10 protein-coding genes are annotated in these 14,612 nt (G+C 66.6%); 1 reads left to right on the top strand and 9 read right to left on the bottom strand.

Annotated features, from left to right (window positions below; genetic code table 11):
• Positions 1-49: 49 nt before the first annotated feature.
• The 9 genes from G0A00_RS22600 to G0A00_RS26910 all read right to left on the bottom strand — a co-directional run bounded on the left by G0A00_RS22600 (position 50) and on the right by G0A00_RS26910 (position 10,757).
• Positions 50-1,123: a BMP family ABC transporter substrate-binding protein gene (locus G0A00_RS22600; RefSeq protein ID WP_164184882.1), complete on the bottom strand. Its 1,074-nt coding sequence runs from the start codon at positions 1,121-1,123 to the stop codon at positions 50-52.
• A 72-nt stretch (positions 1,124-1,195) separates the two neighbouring features.
• Positions 1,196-2,104: an ABC transporter permease gene (locus G0A00_RS22595; RefSeq protein WP_066108872.1), complete on the bottom strand. Its 909-nt coding sequence runs from the start codon at positions 2,102-2,104 to the stop codon at positions 1,196-1,198.
• A complete protein-coding gene (locus G0A00_RS22590) occupies positions 2,104-3,189 on the bottom strand; it encodes an ABC transporter permease (protein ID WP_164184881.1) in 1,086 nt (361 codons plus the stop codon). Before G0A00_RS22590 ends, G0A00_RS22595 begins: the two co-directional genes overlap by 1 nt.
• Positions 3,186-3,362, bottom strand: coding sequence for a hypothetical protein (locus tag G0A00_RS22585; protein WP_164184880.1), 177 nt, complete (start codon positions 3,360-3,362; stop codon positions 3,186-3,188). Before G0A00_RS22585 ends, G0A00_RS22590 begins: the two co-directional genes overlap by 4 nt.
• Positions 3,349-4,872, bottom strand: a complete 1,524-nt coding sequence (locus tag G0A00_RS22580; protein WP_164184879.1) for an ABC transporter ATP-binding protein — start codon at positions 4,870-4,872, stop codon at positions 3,349-3,351. The genes G0A00_RS22585 and G0A00_RS22580 overlap by 14 nt, the downstream gene beginning before the upstream one ends.
• Positions 4,839-5,789 (bottom strand): xanthine dehydrogenase accessory protein XdhC, encoded by a 951-nt coding sequence (gene xdhC, locus G0A00_RS22575; protein WP_164184878.1) that lies wholly within the window; start codon positions 5,787-5,789, stop codon positions 4,839-4,841. The genes G0A00_RS22580 and xdhC overlap by 34 nt, the downstream gene beginning before the upstream one ends.
• Complete coding sequence (gene xdhB / locus G0A00_RS22570; protein ID WP_164184877.1) at positions 5,779-8,205, bottom strand: xanthine dehydrogenase molybdopterin binding subunit; 2,427 nt, start codon at positions 8,203-8,205, stop codon at positions 5,779-5,781. Before xdhB ends, xdhC begins: the two co-directional genes overlap by 11 nt.
• Positions 8,202-9,614, bottom strand: coding sequence for a xanthine dehydrogenase small subunit (gene xdhA / locus G0A00_RS22565; protein ID WP_164184894.1), 1,413 nt, complete (start codon positions 9,612-9,614; stop codon positions 8,202-8,204). Before xdhA ends, xdhB begins: the two co-directional genes overlap by 4 nt.
• A 240-nt stretch (positions 9,615-9,854) precedes the next feature.
• Positions 9,855-10,757, bottom strand: coding sequence for an alpha/beta hydrolase (locus G0A00_RS26910; protein WP_164184876.1), 903 nt, complete (start codon positions 10,755-10,757; stop codon positions 9,855-9,857).
• Positions 10,758-10,990: 233 nt separating this feature from the next.
• Between G0A00_RS26910 and dnaE the strand changes: the two genes are divergently transcribed.
• Positions 10,991-14,488, top strand: coding sequence for a DNA polymerase III subunit alpha (gene dnaE, locus G0A00_RS22555; protein WP_066108850.1), 3,498 nt, complete (start codon positions 10,991-10,993; stop codon positions 14,486-14,488).
• The last annotated feature ends 124 nt before the right edge of the window (positions 14,489-14,612 follow it).

Below are 14,612 nucleotides of genomic sequence, written 5' to 3'. Positions count from 1 at the left end.
GCCGCCGGGAAAAGCTCCCGGCGGCGCGATGCTCACGTCGCGGCGGCGATCAGTTCGGGATCTCGCCGGTCAGACCTTCGACGTAGAAATCCATGCCCGCAAGCACACCGTCTTCGGCCACTTCGCCTTCGGCCAGCCACGCCGAGCCGTCCTGCTTGTTGATCGGGCCGGTGAACGGGTGGTAGTCGCCCGCCGCGATATCGGCCTTCATCTTCTCGGCGGTGGCTTTCACGTCCTCAGGCACCGGGCCGGTGATCTCGCCGATGCCGACCATGCCGTCACCGATGCCCTGCCAGACGTTTTGGCTCTCCCAGGTGCCATCGACGATCGCCTGCACGCGGTCGATGTAGTAGGGCGCCCAATCGTCGATGATCGACGACAGCCGCGGCTCGGGGGCGTAGTCATACATGTCCGCCGCCTGACCGAAGCCGTAGCCGCCAGCCTTCTCCAGCACCGACAGCGGCGCGGTGGAGTCGGTGTGCGCCAGCACCACGTCGACGCCCTGATCGAGCAGCGCCTGCGTCGCATCCGCCTCTTTCGCCGGGTCGAACCAGGTCGACAGCCAGACCACCGACATCTCGACGTCCGGGTTGGCCTTCTTGGCGTGCAGGAACGACGAGTTGATGCCGCGGATCACTTCGGGGATCGGGAAAGAGCCGATGTAGCCGATCTTGTTCGACTTGGTCATCGCGCCAGCAAGATAACCGGTGACCGCGCGGCCTTCGTAGAAGCGCGCCGAATAGGCCGAGACGTTGTCGGCGGTCTTATAGCCGGTGGCATGCTCGAACTTCACGTCCGGGAATTTCGCCGCGACGTTGATCGTCGGGTCCATGTAGCCGAAGGAGGTGGTGAAGATCAGGTCCGCGCCCGACAGCGCCATCTGGGTCAGCACGCGCTCGGCATCGGCTCCCTCGGGCACGCTCTCCTGCTCGATCAGCTCGATCTGATCGCCGAAGTGCTCTTTCATCTTCATCGCGGATTCATGGTGGTGCTGCGACCAGCCGCCGTCGTTCACCGGACCGACGTAGACAAAGCCGATCTTCGGCACGTCCTGCGCAAAGGCCGGGGCGGCTGCAAGAGCAAGGCCAACGGCGGCCGAGGCAAGAAGCGTTCTGCGTTTCATTCTGTTCAGTCTCCCTGAGTTCAAACTGTATTCAATACCGTCCGGTTTCCCCAGATCAGGCCTGTGCCCCGCTTACGCGGAGGCGTGGAAAGAGCGCCCCAGCGATCCGGGCGCGCCATGCACCCCGCGGGCCGAGATGACGACCAGCACGATGATGGTGATCAGATAGGGCGACATCGACAGCAGCTCGACCGGCACATTGGTGCCCGCCGCCTGAAGGTTCAGCTGCAGCACGGTGACCCCGCCAAAGAGATAGGCGCCGATCAGCACCCCAAGCGGGCGCCAGCTGGCAAAGACGACGATGGCCAGCGCGATCCAGCCCGCGCCCGCGGTCATGCCTTCGGTCCATTGCGGCACGCGCACGAGGCTGACATAGGCGCCGCCGAGCCCCGCGCAGGCGCCGCCGAAGAAGATCGCCGCCATGCGCACCCGCACCACCTTGTAGCCAAGCGCATGGGCGCTTTCGTGGTCCTCGCCCACCGCGCGCAGGATCAGCCCGGCGCGGGTGTATTTCAGGAACGCCCAGACCCCCGCCACCAGCAGCAGGCTCACGTAGACCATGAAGTCATGGCGGAACAGCATCGGCCCCAGCACCGGGATCTCGGCCAGCCCGGGGATCCACAGCTTGCCCGGCCCCGGCGCGCGCACCCCCTCGAAAGAGGCGCCAACCAGCGCCGACAGCCCCAGCCCCACCAGCGTCAGCCCAAGGCCCGTCGCCACCTGATTGGACAGAAGATACTGGGTCAGAAACCCGAAACTCAGCGACAGCACCGCCGCGCCCAGAGCCGCGCCGGCAAAGCCCAGCACCGGCGAGCCGGTGCTCACCGCCACGGCAAAGCCGATCACCGCGCCGGTGATCATCATGCCCTCGACCCCGAGGTTCAGAACGCCGGCCTTTTCGACCACCATCTCGCCGATCGCCGCCAGCAGGATGGGCGTCGCCGAGACCATGATCGAGGCCACAAGAAGTACGGGATCCATCAGGCCAGCTCCCTCTTGGCAAAGCGGATGCGGTAATTGGTGAAGACATCGGTGGCCAGCAGGAAGAACAGCAGCATGCCCTGGAACAGCTGGATCGACGCGCCGGGCAGGCCGAGCATCAGCTGCGCCAGCTCACCGCCGATATAGGTCAGCGCCATCAACAGGCCCGCGAGCAGGATGCCCACCGGATGCAGCCGCCCGAGAAAGGCGACGATGATCGCGGTGAACCCATAGCCCGAGTTGAAATCGATGGTGATCTGCCCCGCCGGGCCGGTCACTTCGAACAGCCCCGCCATGCCCGCCAGCGCGCCGGAGATGCCGAGACACAGAAAGACGATGCGCGCCGGGCTGACTCCCGAAAAGCGCGCCGCCCGCGGTGCCTCGCCGGTGAGGCGGATGTTGAAGCCCTGAATATGCCGCGCCATCAGCACATAGGCGGCAATCACCGCGATTAGCGCGCTCACCACGCCCCAATGCAGGCCGGTGTTGGCGATCAGCTCGTCGTTGAACACCGCGGGCCATTGCTTGAAATTGCGCGAGCCGGGAAAGCCCATGCCTTCGGGGCTGCGCAGCCAGCCCGCCGAGGCCGAGGCGAGGATGTTCTCGGCCACATAGACCAGCATCAGCGACACGAGAATTTCATTGGTGCCGAATTTGGTCTTGAGGATCGCCGGGATCATCCCCCAGGCCCAGCCGCCGAGCGCGCCTGCGACCACCATCAGCGGGAACAGCAGCGCGCTTTCAGAGGGGTAGAAGGCCAGCCCCACCGCGGCGCCGGTGACCGCGCCCATGATGTATTGCCCCTCGGCACCGATGTTCCAGATACCGGCGCGGAAACCGATCGACAGGCCGATGGCGATGAGGATCAGCGGCCCGGCCTTCACCAGAAGCTGCGGCCGCGAATACCCGGCGAACTGCGGGTGAAACAGCGGATCCCAGAAGATCGTGCGGATCGCCTCCAGCGGCGGCTTGCCAAGGAGCGCGAACATGATGCCGCCCACCACCATGGTCAGCACCACCGCCAGCAGCGGCGTCACGATGGTCCAGAGCCGCGACGGCTGCGGGCGTTTTTCGAGGCGGATCATGCAAAGCCTCCCACCGGCGCCGCGCAGATGTCTGCGGCGCGCCATGCGTATTTGGAAAGAGAAGAAGCGGACGGCACTGCGCCGAAGATCAAAGCTTTAGGCTTCTTCTCTTCACAAATACGCATTTCCGCAGGCAGCCAAGCCGCGCCGCGCCGGAGGTCAGGCATCCACATGGGCCACCTCCATGTCATGCGCGCCGCCCATCATCAGGCCGATCTTTTCGATATCGAGCTCGGCGACCGCGCGGGAGGGCGAGAGCCGCCCCTCGTTGAGCGCCGCGAAACGGTCTGAGACTTCCATAAGCTCGTCGAGGTCCTGGCTGATCACGATGATCGCCGCGCCCTTGGCGGCGAGGTCGAGCAGCGCCTGCCGGATCGCCGCGGCGGCGGCGGCATCGACGCCCCATGTGGGCTGGTTGACCACGAAGACCTCGGGGTTCTGGGCGATCTCGCGCCCGACGACGAATTTCTGCAGGTTGCCGCCCGAGAGCGCCCGCGCCGCCGTGCCCGGCCCCGGGGTGCGCACGTCGAAGCGCTCGATCACCTCTTCGGCAAAGGCTTTGGCGCGTTTCCAGTCGATGAGCCCGCGCTGCACCAGCGACTCGCGCCGCGCGGCGGTGAGCACGGCGTTTTCGGTCAGGCTCATATTGGGCGCGGCGGCATGGCCCAGACGCTCTTCGGGGCCCGACAGCAGCCCCGCGTCGCGGCGGCCGATGGGGCCGGTGCGGCTGATGTCCTCGCCCTTGAAGAAGATCGTGCCCCCAGGCGCCAGCCGCTCGCCCGAGAGCGCCATCAGCAACTCGTCCTGACCGTTGCCCGCGACCCCGCCGATCCCCAGCACCTCGCCGGCGCGCACCTCCAGCGAGACCTCGCGCAGCGGTGTGCCGAAAGCGCCGGGGGCGGGCAGCGACAGACCCTTGGTGCTGAGCAGCACCTCGCCCTTTGCGCCGCCACGCGCCGCGGGCGTGTCGAAGCTCGCGCCGACCATCAATTCCGCCATCTGCCGGGCGGTGACGTCGCGCGGCACGATGGTGGCCACGTTGCGGCCCCGCCGCAGGATCGAGGCGGTGTCACAAAGCGCGCGGATTTCCTCGAGCTTGTGCGAGATATAGAGGATCGAGGTGCCCTCCGAGCGCAGCTTGTTCAGCGTCTCAAAGAGGATCTCAACTTCCTGCGGGGTGAGCACCGAGGTCGGCTCGTCCATGATCAGCAGACGCGGGTTCTGCAGCAGGCAGCGGATGATCTCGACCCGCTGCCGTTCGCCCGCCGACAGCGTGCCGACGGTGCGCGTGGGATCGAGCGGCAGGCCGTAGGTTTCCGACACCTCGCGGATCTGCCGCGCCAGATCGCGGGGCTTCGGCGGGTTCTCCATGCCGAGCGCCACGTTCTCGGCCACGTCCAGCGCCTCGAAGAGCGAGAAATGCTGGAACACCATGGCGACGCCCGCGCGGCGTGCGTCCGAGGGTTTGCCCGGCGCATAGGCGGCGCCATCCATCAGCATCTCGCCGCTGTCGGGCTTCACCAGCCCGAAGATCATCTTCACCAGCGTCGATTTGCCCGCGCCGTTCTCGCCGAGCAGCGCGTGGATCTCGCCCTTGTCGATGTCGAAGGAGACATCGTCATTGGCCACGACACCGGGATAGGCCTTGGTCAGGCCCCGGATGCTGAGAAGTGTGTCCTGCACGCCGTCCCCTCCCCCTTTTTTTGCCCCAATAGCTGTCCGGCCACGCCGATGGCAATCGCCTGCGGGTGTCGTCCGTAGATTTTTTGACCAATTGGACAAGTTATGCGCGCGATTTGCGCATCGCCATGTCCAAGCGCCTGCAGCCGCTTGCGAAACCGCGCCCATTTTGTCTCGGAGCCGATCAGCCCGGCGAAACCGAAATCATGGCTGAGAAGCGCGTGGCAGAGCGCGAGGTCAAGCTCGTGGCTGTAGGTGAGGATGAGGTGATCGGCGTCCTTGGGCGCATGCGGCACCGCCAGCGCCGGATCGGCGGCGGGCAGCACGGTGACGCCCTGGGGCACCTCATCCGGAAAGCGCTCGGGACCGGTATCGACCCAGGTGATCGCCAGATCGGGCAGCGGTGCCATCACGCCCACCATGGCGCGGCCCACATGGCCTGCGCCCCAGATCCACAGCTGCCGCGCCGGGCGCGCCAGCGGCTCGACCATCCAGCCCTGCACCAGTTGCGACTCGGGCGGCTTGCCCTGCGCGCGGGCGCGGTCGATCAGGCGCTGCACCGCAAGCGGGCGCGCGCCTTCGCCGCGGGCGATGATCTCGGCCCCCTCCAGCGCCGCCAGCGCCGCCGCGTCGAACACCTCGGTCCAGAGCGTCACCGCGCCGCCGCAGCATTGCCCCAGCCCCGGGCCGAGCGGGTGGCGGCTGAGCCCCGGCGCGCGCAGCGCCTGCTCTGCCGCCATAAGCTCCAGCGCGCCGCCGCCAATGGTGCCGCTCTGGCGCAGCGTGCCGCCGTCGTTCCAGACCAGCATGGCGCAGCCCACCTCGCGCGGGGCCGAGCCCGCCACTTCGGCGATCACCACGCGGGCGACCCGGCCATGCGCCGCGACCGCTGCGCGAAGGGCGTCGAGGTCAAAGCCCATTCTGCACGCTCCGCACCGCATCCAGCACCGCCTCGGGCGTCGCCGGGGCACGCAGGTCGGGATAGGCCTCGCCGCAGGCCGCCACCGCATCCGACAGCGCAAGGAAGGCCGAGATGCCCAGCATGAAGGGCGGCTCGCCCACCGCCTTGGAGCGATAGATGGTCTCTTCCACGTTGTGCCCGTCCCAGAGCGCCACGTTGAACACATCCGGCCGGTCCGAGCAGGCGGGGATCTTGTAGGTCGAGGGGGCATGGGTGCGCAGCGCGCCCTTGCCGTCCCAGACCAGTTCCTCGGTGGTGAGCCAGCCCGCGCCCTGCACATAGCCGCCCTCGATCTGGCCGATATCCAGCGCCGGGTTCAGTGAGGCGCCGCAGTCGTGCAGGATGTCGGCGCGCAGGATGCGGTATTCGCCGGTGAGCGTGTCCATGACCACCTCGGTCACCGCCGCGCCATAGGCGAAGTAGAAGAACGGCCGCCCCTGCCCGCGCACACGGTCCCAGTCGACCTTGGGCGTCTTGTAATAGCCCGTGGACGAGAGCGAGACGCGGCCCTGATAGCACAGCACCGCCGCCTCTTCGAAGCTGAGGTCGGTGCCGCCCACATGCACCATGCCGCCCTCGAAACGCACGTTCTCGGGCAGGTCCTGATGGAGTTCGGCCAGATGCGCGGCCATACGGTCGCGGATCGTGTCGCAGGCGGCCTTCACCGCCATGCCGTTGAGGTCCGAGCCCGAAGAGGCCGCGGTGGCCGATGTGTTGGGCACCTTGCCGGTGTCGGTGGCGGTGATCTTCACCATCTCCAGCGGCACGCCGAAGCGTGCGGCGGCCACCTGCGCGACCTTCTGAAACAGCCCCTGCCCCATCTCGGTGCCGCCGTGGTTCAGCTGGATCGAGCCGTCCTGATAGACATGCACCAGCGCCCCGGCCTGATTGAGATGGGTGAGCGTGAAGGAGATGCCAAACTTCACCGGCGAGATGGCGATGCCCTTTTTCAGCAGCGGGCTGGCCTTGTTCCACTCGGCAATGGCGGCGCGGCGGGCGGCGTAATCGCTGCTCTGCTCCAGCTTCTCGGTCAGCGCGCCGAGGATGAAATCCTCGACCGGCTGACCATAGTGGGTCTGCTGCGGGGCCTCGGGAGCCCGCGTCGGGTGCTGCGCGCCCTCGCCCGCATCGGCTCCGGCGAGCGCCCCGCGCGAGGCCAGATCGTCGCTGTCGTCATGTGCCAGCGGCTCTGTCCCCGCGGGGACATCCTCCTCAGCCGTCCCCGCGGGGACGAGGTCGGCGTAGTAGTTGCGGCGGCGCAGCTCAGCCGGGTCCATCTTCAGGTGATGCGCCACATGATCCATCACCCGCTCGATACCGAACATGCCCTGCGGGCCGCCAAAGCCGCGATAGGCGGTGGCGCTTTGCATATTGGTCTTGAGCCGGTGGCTCTCGACCCGCATGGCCGGGATGTCATAGGCGTTGTCGGCGTGCAGCATGGCGCGGTCGGCCACGGCCAGCGACAGGTCCTGCGCCCATCCGCAGCGGGTGTACTGGGTGAAATCCACCGCCCGCAGACGACCCTCTTCGTCGAAACCGACGGTATAATCGATCCGGAAGTCATGGCGCTTGCCGGTGATCATCATGTCGTCGTCGCGGTCGTAGCGCAGCTTGGCCGGACGCCCGGTCTCATGCGCCGCCACGGCGCAGGCGATGGCCAGCGCGTTGCCCTGACTTTCCTTGCCGCCAAAGCCGCCGCCCATGCGCCGGGTTTCGACCCGCACCGCGTGCATCGGCAGGTGCAGCGCGTGGGCGACCTTGTGCTGAATCTCGGTGGGGTGCTGGGTGGAGCTGGAGACCAGCAGATCGCCGTTTTCCTGCGGCAGCGCCAGCGCCGCCTGCCCTTCGAGATAGAAATGCTCTTGCCCGCCCATCTCGAGCGAGCCGCTGAGCGTGATCGGCGCGGCCTTGAGCGCTTCGGCGGTGTCGCCCTTCTGCCAGAGGATCGGCCCCTGCTCGAAGCGGCTGTCCGCCGCCAGCGCCTGCTCGATGGTCAGGATCGGCTCGCGTTGGTCATAGGTGATCTTGGCCAGCCGCGCCGCCTTGCGCGCGGCAAGATGGCTGGTGGCGGCCACAAGGAAGATCTGCTGCCCCAGATAGTGGATGGTGCCGTCCGACAACAGCGGCTCGTCGTGCAGCGAGGCCGAACAGTCGCAATCCGACGGCAGGTCCTTCGCCTCCCAGACCTTCACCACGCCGGGAGCGGCGCGGACGGCAGAGAGGTCGATGGAGGTGATCGTCCCGGCGGCGATGGTCGACAGACCAAACGCCAGATGCAGGCAATCCGCCGGCAGCGGGATGTCGTCGATATAGCGGGCCTTGCCCGAGACATGCAGCGGCGCCGCGTCATGCGGCAGAGGTTTCGTCACGCTCATGCGGTCACCTCGCGCACGTCAGTCGCCGCGCCGAGATCGGCCAGCAGGTAGCGGGTCAGCATGTTGCGCGCGGCGTTGAGCCGGTATTCGGCGCTGGCGCGCATGTCGGACATCGGCTGGTAGTCCTGCGTCCAGGCTTCCCACGCGGCGATCACCGCATCGTCGCTCCACGGCTGGCCGATCAGCGCCGCCTCGACCTTTGAGGCGCGCTTGGGGATCCCCGCCATGCCGCCAAAGGCGATGCGCGCCTCGGTGATCACGCCCGCTTTGGTGCGGATCACGAAGGCACCGCAGGCTGCCGAGATGTCCTGATCGAAGCGTTTCGACAGCTTGTAGACGCGCAGCCGGTCGTCCTGCCGCGGAATGCTGACGGCCTCGACGAACTCGCCGGGCGCGCGATCCTGCTTGCCGTACTCGAGGAAGAACGCCTCGAGCGGCACCTCGCGCCGGACATCGCCCTTGCGCAGATGCAGCGTGGCGCCCAGCGCGATGAGCACCGGCGGGTTGTCCCCGATGGGCGAGCCGTTGGCGATATTGCCGCCGATGGTTGCCGCCGCCCGCACCTGCGCCGAGCCATAACGGCGCAGCATCTCGGCATAGCTGGGGAAATGCTCTTTCATCAGCACCAGCACGCGGTCCATGGTGACCCCTGCGCCGATGCGTATCGCATCATCGGTGACCTCGATCTGCTGCAGATCGGCGCAGCGGTGCAGGAAGATCACCTGATCAAGCTCGCGCAGCTGCTTGGTGACCCAGAGGCCGACGTCGGTGGCACCCGCCACCAGCGTGGCATCGGGGCTCTGTTCGTAGAGGCGCGCCAGCTCATCCGCGCTTTCGGGGGCGGAAACTGCCGAAGGGTGGCTGTCTGCCCCCCGCTCGGCTGCGCCGAGCCCCCCCGAGGATATTTGCGCCAAGAGGAAGTCCCGGTCGGCCATCCAGTCCGGCACGGGCGCGCTTTCGGCGGCCTCGGCGGCGCGGATGATCGGCGCATAGCCGGTGCAGCGGCAGAGGTTGCCCGCCAGCGCGTCATCATGCCCGGTGTCGCCGTTGAGATGGGCCGTGGCCATGGAAACCACGAAGCCCGGCGTGCAGAAACCGCATTGCGAGCCGTGGTGATCGACCATCGCCTGCTGCACCGGGTGCGGCGTGCCATAGGGGCCCGCGATGCCCTCGACCGTGCGCAGCGCCTTTCCGTCAAGCTGCGGCAGGGAGAGGATGCAGGCGTTGACCGCCCGCGATCCCTGCGCGTCGGTGACCATCACCGTGCAGGCACCGCAGTCGCCTTCGTTGCAACCTTCCTTGGTGCCGCGCAGCCCGCGTTCTTCGCGCAGCCAGTCGAGCGCCGTGCGCGTCGGGCAGACGTCGCGCAGCACGACCTTTTCCCCGTTCAGAAGAAAGGAGATGTCCATGTTGATGACCTGCCGCCTTACCATGATCACATCCCCGCTGCGCGCTCTCGATGCGGCGTAGAAAGCGCGCGGATTATTATCGCTTTGGACGTAAGGCTAGGCGCGGCGCTTCGCGCTTGGCAAGGAAAAACTGCCCGTTTCGCAGGCAACGCCGCGCAAAGCTGCGTTGAATTCCCCCAGAAAACACGGTGATTTGCCGCATATGCGGGCACTTTGCGTAAATTTAAGGCTGTGCGTTGATCAGGGGCGCGTCAGAAACTCTGTGAGACTGCGGATCGCCGAGGTCATGCCAAGGATCGAGTTGTGATCGCCCTGCTCGAGAAGGTCCAGCTGTGCTTTGGGCAGGGCCTGCGCGAGATCGCGGGCGTCGGCGGATGGCGCGGCGAAATCATGCCGCGCGTGCAGCACCAGCGCAGGCTCGGTCCGCGCCTCCACCAAGGAGCGCCACGGGGTGTCAGGCCGGTAGGGTCCGCAAAGCTGGCTCACCCGGCGCTCAAAGGCTGCGAGGCAGCGCCCCGATATCCCATATTGCGTGGCCCCGAGCCGCATCAGCTTCATCAGGTCCACCGGCGTCGAGATCAGAGCGAACCGCTGGCAGGAAAACCCTTCGGCCATGGCGAAGAGCAGCCCGCTGGCCGAAACGCAATGCGCCGCCACCGCGTCATAGGGGCCGTGGCTGTCGCCGCATTGGTGGATCGCCCGGACAATCTCGACCAACCCGCAGCGCGTGCGGCCTTTGCGCAGATGGCCGGGCAGCACCAGCAGATCGACCTGCGCCCCGCTGCGGCGCAGGCTGGCCACCAGCCGGACGAACTGCCGCGCGTGCCCGTCATGGCCCGGCACGATCAGCACCCGCCGCGTCGCAGCCGCCTTGCCCGACGCGGGGTAGCGCAGCACCGCCATGTCTTTTCCGAGCGGCAGCAGCCGCGCCTCCCGGCGGGTCTTTTCGGGATCGAGATAGGATGGGGAGCTCATATAGCGGCCAGCGAGGAACCGTCCGGTCAGCCCCGGCAGCAGCCGCGCGGCCAGCGCCAGCGCCTGACGTCTGCGCCCAGTTGCCGGAACATCGGGAGCGACGGCGGACGCTGGCTGCGTCTGCGCGCCCTGCACCTCATAGCCTGCCATCGCGTTCTTCACCGTCACTCGTCACTCACTGGGTATCGCGTTAAATTGATTGCGCCAACAGGGGCAGTGTCGCAAATCATTTCGCCGGAAATGGGGCGGGAAGTTTGCGCAAATGTGGATTTGCATAACCGATTTGAGGCATCGCCTTTGGGAGCGCCACTGGGAGCGCCTCTGGCACCAGCCGGTCAAAGTTCGGCGCCCTGGCCACGGCGGCTCTTTCGCGCGGCGCACGGGCGCAATACTCTGCCCTCATGAGCGATCCCCGATTCATCCACCTCCGCGTCCATACCGAATACTCCCTGCTTGAAGGGGCCGTGCGGCTGAAGAAGCTGCCAGGCCTCTGCGAGGCCATGGAAATGCCCGCCGTGGCGGTGACGGACACCAACAACCTCTTTTCGGCGCTGGAGTTTTCGGTGACCGCCAGCGGCGCTGGCGTGCAGCCGATCATCGGCTGTCAGGTCGATCTACGCTACGTCGAGCCGGTTCCGGGTGAAAAGCCCAAGAGCCCCGCCCCCATCGTGCTGCTGGCGCAGAATGAGCGCGGTTACGAGAACCTGATGAAGCTCAACTCCTGCCTCTACCTGCGCGGCGACGGGCAGGAGGCGCATGTGACGCTGGAGGAGCTCGAGACCTATGGCGCGGGGCTGATCTGCCTTTCGGGTGGCCCCGACGGCCCCATTGGCCGGCACCTGCGCGAGAACCACCGCGCCGCGGCGCAGACGCTGCTGACCCGGCTGCATCAGATTTACGACGACCGGCTTTACGTCGAGCTGCAGCGCCACCCCGGAGAGAATGGCCTGCCGCCCGAAGAGCGCATCGCCGAGCGCGGCCATGTGGAGATGGCCTATGAGATGGGCCTGCCGCTGGTCGCCACCAACGACGTCTATTTCCCCAAGGCCGAGATGTATGAGGCGCATGACGCGCTGATCTGTATTTCCGAGGGGGCCTATGTCGACCAGCAGGAGCCGCGCCGCCGCCTGACGTCGCAGCACTACCTCAAGAGCCCGCAGGAGATGGCGACGCTGTTCGCCGACCTGCCCGAGGCCATCGAGAACACCGTCGAGATCGCCAAGCGTTGCGCCTTCATGGCCTATCGCCGCGACCCGATCCTGCCGAAATTCGCCGACGACGAGGTCGAGGAACTGCGGCGGCAGGCCAACGAAGGCTTGCAGGCGCGTCTGGCGGTGATCCCGCATGCGGTCTCGGTCGAGGAGTACCAGAAGCGGCTCGACTTCGAGCTTGGCATCATCGAGGGCATGGGCTTTCCCGGCTACTTCCTGATCGTTGCCGACTTCATCAAATGGTCGAAGGACAACGACATTCCCATCGGTCCGGGCCGCGGCTCGGGCGCGGGCTCGCTGGTTGCCTATGCGCTGACCATCACCGACCTCGACCCTTTGCGCTACTCGCTGCTGTTCGAGCGCTTCCTCAACCCCGAACGTGTGTCGATGCCCGACTTCGACATCGACTTCTGCATGGACCGGCGCGAGGAAACGATCCGCTACGTGCAGGAGAAATACGGGCGCGACAAGGTGGGGCAGATCATCACCTTCGGCGCGCTGCTGTCCAAGGCCGCCGTGCGCGACGTGGGCCGGGTGCTGCAGATGCCCTATGGGCAGGTTGACCGGCTGTCGAAGATGATCCCCGTCGAGGGCGTCAAACCCGTCTCTATCGAGAAGGCGCTGCAGGATGAGCCGCGGCTGCGTGAAGAGGCGCGCAACGAAGAGGTCGTCGACCGGCTGCTGACCTATGGCCAGCAGGTCGAGGGGCTGCTGCGGAACGCCTCGACCCACGCCGCGGGCGTGGTGATCGGCGACCGCCCGTTGGATCAACTGGTGCCGCTCTATCAGGATCCGCGCTCGGACATGCCCGCCACCCAGTTCAACATGAAGTGGGTAGAACAGGCGGGTCTGGTGAAGTTCGACTTCCTTGGCCTGAAGACGCTGACGGTGATCCAGAACGCGGTGAACCTGATCCTGAAGTCGGGGCGCCCGATCCATGTCGCCGCCGATGGCGCAGAGCTTTACGATCCGCCCGAGGGCGCGGAAAACCAGATGAACCTCATCCCGCTGGATGACGAGAAGACGTATGAGCTCTACTCGGCGGCCAAGACGGTGGCGGTGTTCCAGGTGGAAAGCTCGGGCATGATGGATGCCCTCAAGCGCATGAAGCCCACCTGTATCGAGGACATCGTGGCGCTCGTGGCGCTCTACCGCCCCGGCCCGATGGAGAACATCCCGGTCTATTGCGAGGTGAAGAACGGGCTGCGCGAGATCACCTCGGTGCACCCGTCGATCGACCACATCCTTGCCGAGACGCAGGGAATCATCGTCTATCAGGAACAGGTGATGCAGATCGCGCAGGAGATGGCGGGCTACTCGCTCGGCGGCGCCGACCTGCTGCGCCGCGCCATGGGCAAGAAGATCAAGGAGGCGATGGACGCCGAGCGCCCGAAATTCGAGAAAGGCGCGGCTGAGAACGGCGTCGACAAGAAGAAGGCCACCGAGGTCTTCGACCTTCTGGAGAAATTCGCCAACTACGGCTTCAACAAATCGCACGCGGCGGCCTATGCGGTGGTGTCCTACCAGACCGCTTGGCTGAAGGCGAACCACCCGGTGGAGTTCATGGCGGGCGTCATGAACTGCGATATCCACCTGACCGACAAGCTCGCCGTGTATTTCGACGAGACGAAGAACGGGCTGAAGCTGCCCTATGTGCCGCCCTGCATCAACCGCTCGCAGGCGAGCTTCGACGTGGTCGAGGGCGAACTGGTCTATGCGCTCGGCGCGCTGAAGAACGTCGGCCTTGATGCCATGCGGCTGGTGGTCGAAGGGCGCGGCGACACGCCCTTCACCACGCTCTTTGACGTGGCGCGGCGGGTCGATCTGAAGCGCGTCGGCAAGCGCCCGATGGAGATGATGGCCCGCGCCGGTGTCTTCGATCAGCTCGACAAGAACCGCCGCCGGGTGTTCGACAGCCTCGATGCGCTGGTCGCCTATTCTGCCGCGATCCACGAGCAGAAGGCGTCGGCGCAGGTCTCGCTGTTTGGTGAGGCCGGGGATGACCTGCCCGAGCCGCGGCTTTCGCCGGTGCCCGACTGGCTGCCCGCAGAGCGGCTGTCGGAAGAGTTCAAGGCCATCGGCTTTTACCTGTCGGGCCACCCGCTCGACGATTACATGCCCGCGCTGAAGCGGCGCGACGTGATGACCCTCGAAGAGGCGACCAACAAGGCGCGCGGCGGTCCCTGCATCGCCAAGCTGGCGGGCGTTGTCGCCGGGCGGCAGGAGCGCAAATCGGCCAAGGGCAACCGCTTTGCCTTTGCGCAGCTGTCGGACCCCACGGGCGCCTATGAGGTGACGCTCTTCTCTGAGACGCTGGAGAAGAGCCGCGAGTTTCTCGAGACCGGCTCGAAGGTGGTGATCACCGTCGAGGCCACGATGGAGAGCGACCAGCTCAAGCTGCTGGCGCGCTCTGTGGGGCCGGTCGAGCAGGTGGTTGCGGGCGCCGGGGCCACGGGGCTGAAGATCTGGATCGAGGGCGCGGGGGCGATCAACCAGATCGCTTCGGTGCTGAGCCGCGCCGCCGAACAGATGCCCAAAGCCGGGCGCGGGCCGATCCGGCTCTGCCTTGCCGACAACGGGCTGCCCGGCGAGGTCGAGATGGACTTGCAGCAGGACTTCCCGGTGACTCCCGAGATCAAGGGCGCGGTGAAATCGCTGGGCGGGGTGCTGGCGGTCGAGGACTTCTGAGCCCCGACCCTCGGCGCGCCGCCGCCGATTTTCTGCGCGGCACAAAGGGTTTGTGGATTTGGCCCCGGCCAAAGGTTAAACGAAGGTTAAAGTTTTCGGCGCCATTACGGCATCGCAAACACCC

Source organism: Salipiger sp. PrR002 (genome assembly GCF_010500775.1).
In the GTDB taxonomy this organism is placed as follows: Bacteria; Pseudomonadota; Alphaproteobacteria; order Rhodobacterales; family Rhodobacteraceae; genus Salipiger.
Note: the sequence above shows the minus strand (reverse complement) of the source record. Positions and strands in the feature narration are given on the sequence as shown.